Annotated in this window: 8 protein-coding genes; 2 read left to right on the top strand and 6 right to left on the bottom strand. The window is 71.1% G+C overall.

Translation table 11 applies throughout. The features are described 5' to 3' along the window. The 5 genes from ACTHNQ_RS09425 to ACTHNQ_RS09405 form a co-directional block, all read right to left on the bottom strand. On the bottom strand, positions 1-131 hold a 131-nt coding region (locus ACTHNQ_RS09425; RefSeq protein WP_440333117.1), incomplete at its 3' end, for a translation initiation factor IF-2 N-terminal domain-containing protein. A 92-nt stretch (positions 132-223) separates the two neighbouring features. Beyond that, positions 224-475: a YlxR family protein gene (locus ACTHNQ_RS09420; RefSeq protein ID WP_440333113.1), complete on the bottom strand. Its 252-nt coding sequence runs from the start codon at positions 473-475 to the stop codon at positions 224-226. Positions 476-511: 36 nt separating this feature from the next. Further along, positions 512-1501 (bottom strand): transcription termination factor NusA, encoded by a 990-nt coding sequence (gene nusA / locus ACTHNQ_RS09415; RefSeq protein ID WP_440333112.1) that lies wholly within the window; start codon positions 1499-1501, stop codon positions 512-514. A gap of 130 nt (positions 1502-1631) precedes the next feature. Further along, positions 1632-3548, bottom strand: coding sequence for an alpha/beta fold hydrolase (locus ACTHNQ_RS09410; RefSeq protein ID WP_440333110.1), 1917 nt, complete (start codon positions 3546-3548; stop codon positions 1632-1634). An 85-nt stretch (positions 3549-3633) separates the two neighbouring features. Next, entirely contained in the window at positions 3634-5661 is a 2028-nt protein-coding gene (locus tag ACTHNQ_RS09405; RefSeq protein ID WP_440333115.1) for a PhoX family protein, read from the bottom strand. Positions 5662-5847: 186 nt separating this feature from the next. On the opposite strand from ACTHNQ_RS09405, the gene ACTHNQ_RS09400 reads away from it, so the two are divergent. Next, a complete protein-coding gene (locus ACTHNQ_RS09400; RefSeq protein ID WP_440333108.1) occupies positions 5848-6672 on the top strand; it encodes a DUF1206 domain-containing protein in 825 nt (274 codons plus the stop codon). Positions 6673-6706: 34 nt separating this feature from the next. Here the strand turns inward: ACTHNQ_RS09400 and ACTHNQ_RS09395 are convergent, their stop codons facing one another. Next, on the bottom strand, positions 6707-7756 hold the full coding sequence (locus ACTHNQ_RS09395; RefSeq protein WP_440333106.1) for a TIGR00730 family Rossman fold protein: 1050 nt from the start codon (positions 7754-7756) through the stop codon (positions 6707-6709). 189 nt (positions 7757-7945) lie between these two features. Here ACTHNQ_RS09395 and ACTHNQ_RS09390 point away from each other — a divergent pair, with 189 nt between their 5' ends. Next, positions 7946-8587, top strand: coding sequence for an acetate uptake transporter family protein (locus ACTHNQ_RS09390; protein ID WP_440333104.1), 642 nt, complete (start codon positions 7946-7948; stop codon positions 8585-8587). Positions 8588-8767 lie beyond the last annotated feature (180 nt).

Genomic DNA, 8767 nt, shown 5'->3' with positions numbered 1-8767 from the left:
GCCACGGGGGGTTCGATGGTGGACGAGGGGCTCTTGACGTATTCGCCGAGCTCCTTCAGCTTCTCGAGCGCGACCTTGCTGTCGACGCCGAGCTCGGAAGCGATCTCGTGCACGCGTGGTTTGGCAGCCACAAATTCTCCTGTCTGGGGTCTGCCCAGACAGGGCAGACCGTTATCGGCGGACGGGTCTCATTTCGAGCCGTTCACTTTGTTTCCATAGCCGTTCAGCCTTTTCGCTGGATGTGCTCTTCGATGGTCTGCGTGTCAAGCGGGCCTGACACACGCAATGCCCGTACGAAGGCGCGGCGCCGGATGGCGGCATCCACGCATTCGGGCGTCTCGTGCACCCACGCGCCTCTTCCGGGCATCGACGCGCGCTCGTCGACGACGAGAGCGGAATCGATGGAGACCACCCTGAGGAGGGCGGACCGTGGAGCACGCGTGCGGCATCCGACGCACGTTCGTACAGGACCCATCTTACCCCGAGCGACTGGGAGCCAGCGCCGCGGGGCTCAGCTGTCCTCGAGGATCGAGTCGGGCTGGATGTCGATCTTGGCGCCCGTGAGCTTGGCGGCCAGGCGCGCGTTCTGCCCTTCCTTGCCGATCGCGAGCGACAGCTGGTAGTCGGGGACGAGCGCGCGGACGGCCTTGTTCGAGGCATCCAGGATGAAACTCGACGTCACCTTCGCCGGCGACAGCGCGTTGGCGACGAACTTCGCGAGCTCGGGGTCGTAGTCGACGATGTCGATCTTCTCGCCGCCGAGCTCCTCGGTGACCGCGCGCACGCGGCGGCCGAGTTCGCCGATGCACGCCCCCTTGGCGTTGATCGACGGGTCGTTGGCCTTGACGGCGATCTTCGTGCGGTGGCCCGCCTCGCGCGCGAGCGAGACGATCTCGACCAGACCCGCGGGGATCTCGGGCACCTCGAGCGCGAACAGCTTGCGGACGAGACCCGGGTGCGTGCGCGAGACGGTGATCTGCGGACCCTTGGTACCCTTGGCCACCGAGGTCACGTACACGCGGAGTCGCGCGCCGTGGGCGTAGTCCTCACCGGGCACCTGCTCCTCGGGAGGCAGGATCGCCTCGACGGAGCCGAGGTCGACGTGCACCATGCGCGGGTTCGGGCCCTGCTGCACGATGCCGGCGACGATGTCGCCCTCCTTGCCGCGGAACTCGCCCAGCACCGCGTCGTCGGCGATGTCGCGCAGACGCTGGCTGATGACCTGCTTCGCGGCGAACGCGGCGATGCGGCCGAAGTCCTCGGGGGTCGACTCCTCTTCGCCGACGACGAGACCCTCTTCGTCCAGCAGCGGGATGAACACCGCGACGTGACCGGTCTTGCGGTCGAGCTCGGCACGGGCGCCCTCGGGCAGCTCGCCGGTGGGCGAGGTGTGCTTGGCGTAGGCGGTCAGGATCGCCTGTTCGATGATGTGCACGAGTTCGTCGAAGGGGATCTCCTTCTCGCGCTCGACGGTCCGCAGAAGTCCGAGATCGATGTCCACAACAGCCTCCGTATTCAGCTCTCACCGGAGCGCCTGCGCGCGCCGGAACCCTACAACGTTACCGGATGCCACGACCGACCGCTCTGTGAGTCGCCTGACGCGGCCCGACGCCGCCGGGGACGGGTCGCGGTCACCCGCCGCAGTCGTCCACGTGGGTGTCGGCGTGGCGGAACCTCGCATCGGTCCACGAGATCAGCACCGGGATGAAATGCGATCCGGGCAGAAGGGTGCCGAGGTGGTCGTAGCCGGCGTACTCGAGAGTGCGGACCTGCTCCCCCTGCGCGCACAGGGAGGCGACGAACTCGCGCTGCAGGTGCGGCGGGATGACCTCGTCCGCGCTCCCCCACGCGACGAGGATGGGCGTGCCCCACGGTCCGTCCGGCGTGTTGTCTTCGAGCCGCTTGCCGAGGGCGCCCGTCGTGAGGTCGCCCACGTACAGCGGGCGGTCCTCCGAGACGCCCAGTGCGGCGGCGACCGACACGATCACGCCCGGCTCGGTCGGGCAGCGCTGCGTCATCTCGCGCACGATCGACTCGGCCCCCGGTGCGACGTAGTCGCCGAGGTGCACGTCGCCATATGTGTCGGCGTACGGCACGAGCACCCACGAGATGAGGATCGACAGCAGGGCGTTCGCGTCCCCCGTCACGAGCTCCCGCGCGAGCTTCACCGGCTCCGCGGCCGGCGCGAGCACCGCGGTGCCGCGGATGTCGAGGCTGGGCGCGTACTCCGGGGCGATCTGGGTGGTCCACAGCGCCGCGTGCCCGCCCTGCGAGTGGCCCCATACGACGGTGTGCGCCGAGAGGGTCAGCCCCTCGAGCTCGCGAGCGGCGATGACCGCGTCGAGCGAGGACCGCGCCTCGCCGCGACCGATGAGATACGGGAAGTCGCCCGGCGCGCCCTGGCCCGAGTAGTCCGAGGCGACGACGACCCAGCCCTTGGCGAGGGCCCGGTCGAGGCCCGGGATGGCCCACTTCGTCGCCGACGCGTCGCGCAGGCTCGGCGCGCAGCCACGGGCGACGCCGGTCGTGCCGTGGTTCCAGATGACGACGGGGCGCGGTCCGGGCGGCGGGTCGTGCGGCACGATGACGAGCCCGCTCGCAACCGCCGGCTGGCCGTTGGCGTCGCGGGTGGTGTACAGGATGCGCGAGACGTCTGCGTTCGCCGGCTTCTGCCCGGTGAACTCGTCCGACCGGATCAGCCTGCCGTGGTCGTACGGCACGACCGCCGGCGGATCGTAGAACGCGTCGACGACCTGCGCGCCGTCCTGGAGCCACGCGTTGGCCCACCATCCCCCGGCGGCGAGCGCGATGAGCACCACCGACAGCGCGTAGCGTCCCGCCGCCAGCCAGGCGGCGCGGGCACGGCTCTGCGGGGCCGTGGGGACGTCGGAGGATGCCGCCGAACGCGGCGCGTCCCCGTCTGCGTCGTCGCCGTCGCCGAGCTCCGCCCCGGGCGCAGGCTGCGCGGTGGCGGGCACCGAGCGACGGCCCTCGACGAAGGCCCGCACCGCGCGCACGAGGAGGGTGGCGCCGAACACGATGGTGCGCACACCGAAGACGAGGGCGACCAGCAGCACGGTCACGTCGGGCCACGCGTACGACAGCACACCGAAGGCGATCTGCGCGGCGCCCCACACGGCCGCGAGCACCCGCTGGCTCAGCCGGCCGCGCGCGAGCGCGTCGTACAGCGATGCGAGGCCGCCAAGCACCAGCAGCACCGCGATCAGCTGAGGCAGCAGCTGGAGCGTACGTCCCAGGCCGACGAGGACGGCGACGCCGAGCGCGATCCACAGACTGCCGAAGGTCACACGCGACCACAGCGGCTTCTCTGGAGCAGCGAGCAGGCGGGCGAGCCCCGACAGGATCGCGCTGATGCCGACGTAGATCGTCAGCACGAGCAGCGAGGTCAGCGGCCGCGTGACGATCAGCAGGCCGACGAGCAGGGAGAGTGCGCCCACGACCGCGAGCACGACCGGCGAGGCTCCGCGCACCAGGCGCGGCACGATGCTCCAGCCGGTCGTGGGCCGGGGCGCGCCCTCACCGATCATCTGATCCATGCTAGGCGCGGGCGACGGCGGCCGGGACGAGCGGGCCGCCCGCCCGTCCCGCGGGACTCCCGTCCCGCGCCTGCGATCAGGTGCGGAAGACCTGCACCACCGCCGGCCGGGGAGCGGACGCCGCGTCTCCCGGTGCCGAGGACCCGTAGTCCGGGAACAGCGACGTCGGCGCCGCGTACGTGCCGCCCTCGCCGGGGTGCTGGACCGCGACGAACACCAGGCCCTCCTGGTCGTGGATCACCGGGCCGCACGTCTCGGCCTCACGAGGGACGGCCAGGAACTGCTGCACGTGCCCCCGCTCAGCGCCCTCCAGCGGCACGAGGAAGAGGCCGTCGTTGTATCCGATGGTGCTCGGCGCCCCGTCGGTCGAGATCCACAGGTTGCCCGCCGAGTCGAACGCGACGTTGTCGGGGCAGGAGATCGGCGACACGAGCTCCTTCGGGAAGCCGGCGAAGTAGGAGTTCTCGAAGACCCTCGGATCGCCGCAGAGCAGCAGGATGCTCCAGCCGAACGTCCTGCCCGACTGCCCGGCGGTCTCGGTGAGCTCGAGCACGTGCCCGTAGCGGTTGCCCGTCACCGGATTGGCCTCGTCGACGGTTGCGGCCGACCGCGCCGAGTTGTTGGTCAGCGCGACGTAGATCCTGCCCGTCCGGGGGCTCGGCTGCACATCCTCGGGCCGGTCCATCTTGGTGGCGCCGACGGCGTCCGCCGCGAGCCGGGTGTGCACGAGCACCTCCTCGGTCGTGAACCCGGGGACCGCCGATCGCCCGTTCTGCGTGAGCGGGATCCACGTGCCGGACCCGTCGAACAGCCCGTCGCTCGGCAGGGCACCCGTGCCCCGGATCTCGCCGGCCGGAGAGTTGCCCGTGAACTTCGCGACATACAGGTCGCCCTCGCTCAGCAGGGAGAGGTTCTTCTTCCGCGAACCCGACATGCGGTTCTTCGACACGAACTTGTACAGGTAGTCGTTGCGCTCGTCATCGCCCATGTACGCGACGACCCGGCCGTCCTCGCCGACGATCACGTTCGCGCCCTCGTGCTTGAACCGACCCATGGCGGTGTGCTTGCGCGGCGTGGAGGCGGGGTCCTGCGGGTCGATCTCGACGATGTAGCCGAACCGGTTCGGCTCATTGACGAAGTCGGTGTTGTGGGCGTCGAAGCGGGCGTCGTACTTCTCCCATCCCGTCTCGGTCGAGGTCGACGCGGTGGACTGGTAGCGCTTCTGTGCGGCGGTGTCGGCGGCCCAGGCGAAGTAGCCGTTGAAGTTCTCCTCGCCCGACAGGATGGTGCCCCACGGAGTGGTGCCGCCCGAGCAGTTGCCCAGCGTGCCCCGCACCCAGCGGCCCTCGGGGTCGGCGGCGGTCTTGACGAGGTCGCTGCCGGCTGCGGGACCGGTCAGCTCGAAGACGGTCTCGACGGTGATGCGACGGTTGCGCCTGCCGTCGACGACGTAGGACCACGGCGCACCGGTGCGCGTGCGGGTGATCTCGACCACGGACATGCCCTGCGCGGCCTTGAAGATGTCACCGCGGCGCTGCAGCTCGGCCGGGTCGGACGAGGGAGGGAACATGATGCCGGGGTTGCAGTACTCGTGGTTGTTGATCAGGACGCCCGTCTTGCCGCTCGGGTCGGCGACGATGTCGAGGTAGTCGCTGTTGTACCCGAACTGGAGGGCCTGGGCGGCGGGCGACTGCCCGGCCACGTCGAAGACGGGCGCGTTCGAGAACAACGGGTCGCCCCAGCGGATGATGGGCTGCCAGGTGTAGCCCGAGGGCACCACGAGGTCGTCGACGTATCTGTTGACCGGCGCGATCGGGTCGAACGGCAGACTGCCGTGCGCCGGCCGGGCGAACGCGACACCGGCACCGCCCGCACCCGCCGACCCGGGGCCCGACACGGGGGACCCGCCGCGCGCGGCGCCCACGGCGAGCGCGACGGCGCCCGCGGCGCCGAGGCCGAGCAGCGCACGGCGCGACAGTGCGGCCGACGCGACCTGCTGGAAGGTCTCGTTGTGCGACGGGTTGCACTCGGGGCCGAGGCAGGCGTTCGCGCACTTGTACTGGCAGGTGGCGGCGAGCCGCTTGCCGCTCACGTGGTCGGCCATGGGCAAGGGACGGCGGGTTCCTTCGACGATGCTCACGCGGCGATGCTCGTGCTCGCACACGACGACGGCGCGAACGGCAGGTGAACGTCAGAAGACGACTCGATGAGACGGCTGTCATCCGAAGCACGTCCCGCACTTGGGCGCAACCCCGCGCGCCTCTGGACCCGCGCCTCGTAGCCTCGTGACATGTCGCCCGGGGCCCCCTCCTCGCACACCGAGGTGCGCCGCGCCGCGCACCGCGCCGAGGCGAACCCGGTGTTCGAGGTGCTCGCGCGCGCCGGATATGTCGCCGACGGCGTCGTGCACGTGCTGATCGGCGTGCTCGCGATCGTCGTCGCGTTCGGCGGCGACGGGCGGACGGACCAGTCCGGCGCACTGTTCGCCATCGCCGGGGCTCCGCTCGGATCCGTCATGCTCTGGCTCGCCGCGTCGACCCTCGCCGCCCTCGGCGTGTGGCAGTTCCTCGACGGCGTCCTCGTGCGCAGCGGCTCCCGGCCACGCAAATGGGGTGCGCGACTGATCGAGTGGGGCAAGGCCGCCGTGTTCCTCGCCCTCGGCGTCTTCGCCGCCGCGGTCGCTGTCGGCGCGCGCCCGAACCCCGACGGCAGCGTGCAGGATGCGAGCCATGGCGTGCTGGTCATCCCCGGCGGCCCGATCGTGCTCGCGGTGGTCGGTGCGGCGCTCGGGGCCGGCGGCATCGGGTTCGCGGTGATCGGCATCAGGCGCACGTTCGTCCGGCTGCTCTCACTGCCCTCCGGGGCGGCCGGCGGCGTCGTGACAGGGATCGCGGTCTTCGGGTACGTCGCCAAGGGCGTCGCCCTGCTGGCCGTCGGCGTGCTCCTCGTCGTCGCCGCGGTCAAGGTCGAACCCCGCGATGCCGGCGGCCTGGATGCCGCTCTCGACGGACTCATCGCGCTGCCGCTCGGCCCGCTCCTCTGCGGCGCCATCGGCGTCGGACTGATCGCCTACGGCGTGTTCCTCGGCCTGTCGGCGCGCTATCGCCGGCTCTGACGGACGGCGAGCGGCCCGGCATCCGCTCTCTCGTTCATGCCCGCGCGGCGGACTCCAGGGCGTTCACGGCCCGGATGAGGCGGTACAGCTCCCCCACGCGGAACTGGTTGAGCCGCAGCACCAGTCGCGGCAGATCGACCTCGTCCTCGTCCTCGCGCTCGACCGTGAGCGCTCCGCGATGTTCGATCCGCCCTTCGGCGGCCAGGCCCGCGAAACGCTCGTTGAGCTCGTCGACCTCGGCATCGGTGGGCTCGGCCTTCAACCGCAGCACGAGGCGCTTTCCGACCCATCGGAGCGAATGGTAGTTGCGGTAGAACCCGGTGATCTCGTCGACCGCTGCCTCCACCGAGTCGGTGACCAGGACGCGATCGAAGTCGCCGGGCGAGATGACCCCCGACGGCAGCAGGTGGTCGTCGACGAACCGCTGCAGACCGGCCCAGAACGTTCCGCCGGGAGCATCCAGCAGCACGATGGGCGTGGGGTCGGCCTTGCCGGTCTGCTGCAGCGTCAGCAGCTCGAACATCTCATCGAGCGTGCCGAACCCGCCCGGGACGCACACGAAACCGGCGGACTCCTTGACCAGCATGAGCTTGCGCGTGAAGAAGTACTTCATGGCGACGTTGCGGGCGTTCCCGCCGACGATCGCGTTCGGCTTCTCTTCGAAGGGCAGCCGGATCGAGACCCCGAGCGAATGGTCTGGACCAGCGCCCTCGGCCGCCGCCTCCATGATGCCGGGGCCGGCCCCCGTGACCACCATCCACCCCCGCTCCGCGATCTTGGCCGCCGCCTCGGACGCCTGCCGGTACAGCTCGTCCTCCGACCGCGCGCGCGCCGAACCGAAGATGGTGACCTTGGGGATGCCGCGGTACGGCGCGAACAGCCGGAACGCGGCGCGCATCTCGCTGAGGGCCGCCGAGGTGATCTTGAGATCCAGGCGATCGGTGTCGTCGAGGCCCAGCCCGATCCCCGTCGCGAGGATGCGGGCGATGAGGTCTGCGTCGTGCGTGATGCCCGCTGCGGCCATGGTGGCGCGCAGCTCTTCGGTCACGGGGTGCGGGATGGTTCCGGTGTCGCTCTGGGCCATGACGCCAGCGTGCCACGTCCTGCTGTCGCGCGGTGACCGGACGGTGAACGATGGATGCCGCCGCCCCGGTCTCTTCGCACTCGCGGACGTGCCGCGACTGCTCGCACGGTGGGCCCCTCCTCGGCATACTGGGCGGGAACGACGGGCGGGATCGACGCGGCCGGGCACGGCGTACGGGAAGGGCTTCGCATGACCGACGGCACCACCAACATCGCCATCACCGACGCGATCCGCGTGCCCCGCACCGGCGGGCTCCGCGTCGCCGACCCCGGACTCATCGGGCTGCTCGGCTTCGTGATCGCCACCGTGATCGCCCAGCTCGCGCACCTGGGCCTGCAGGACGACGCGCCGGTGTTCTGGATCGGGGCCGCCTTCGGCGGCGTCGTCCAGGTGACCGCAGGGATGCTGTCGTACTTCGCCGGCGACAACTTCCACTTCATCGTGTACAACGCGTTCGGCTGGTACTGGATCGTGGTGCCCGGCTTCCTCCTGGGCGAGGAGCTCGGGTTCTTCGAGGTGACGGCGTCGGCGCGCGGGCTGTTCTCGCTGGTGTTCGCGATCCTGGCGCTGCTGTTCGTGCCGGCAGGAGCCGCGCACAACACCGTGCTGCCCATCACGCTGCTTTGCGTCTCGTTCGGGCTCGGATTCCAGGCGATGGCCGCCTTCACCGATGCGGGCGGTCTCGCGATCGTCGGCTCGATCGTGCTCATCGCCGCCTCGGCGCTGGCCGCGTACATGCTCGTCGAGAAGTTCTACTGGCGCACGATCGGCCGGCGTATCGTGCCGCTCGGCCCTCCGTGGCTGGACGCGGGACCGAACCCGGAGTCCTGAGGGCGGGCGATGCCCCGACGCGGAGTGCTGCGGCCCATCGGCTGATCCGGCGCGATCGCATGCGGACGGGGCCCCCGGCGGAGCCGCGGGGGCCCGCCCGGGGCGCGCCACCGCGGCGGCCCCCCCCCGGCCCGCGACCCCCACAGCCACCGGCCCCACCGCACCCTCGCCCCGGCGGCG

Source organism: Microbacterium sp. (assembly GCF_051953575.1).
GTDB lineage: Bacteria > Actinomycetota > Actinomycetes > Actinomycetales > Microbacteriaceae > Microbacterium.
Note: the sequence above shows the minus strand (reverse complement) of the source record. Positions and strands in the feature narration are given on the sequence as shown.

Bases quoted from the DNA above. Each gene is read 5' to 3' on its own strand.
- ACTHNQ_RS09420 (WP_440333113.1), bottom strand. From the start codon at position 475: ATGGGTCCTGTACGAACGTGCGTCGGATGCCGCACGCGTGCTCCACGG.
- ACTHNQ_RS09410 (WP_440333110.1), bottom strand. From the start codon at position 3,548: ATGATCGGTGAGGGCGCGCCCCGGCCCACGACCGGCTGGAGCATCGTG.
- ACTHNQ_RS09405 (WP_440333115.1), bottom strand. From the start codon at position 5,661: ATGGCCGACCACGTGAGCGGCAAGCGGCTCGCCGCCACCTGCCAGTAC.
- ACTHNQ_RS09400 (WP_440333108.1), top strand. From the start codon at position 5,848: ATGTCGCCCGGGGCCCCCTCCTCGCACACCGAGGTGCGCCGCGCCGCG.
- ACTHNQ_RS09395 (WP_440333106.1), bottom strand. From the start codon at position 7,756: ATGGCCCAGAGCGACACCGGAACCATCCCGCACCCCGTGACCGAAGAG.
- ACTHNQ_RS09390 (WP_440333104.1), top strand. From the start codon at position 7,946: ATGACCGACGGCACCACCAACATCGCCATCACCGACGCGATCCGCGTG.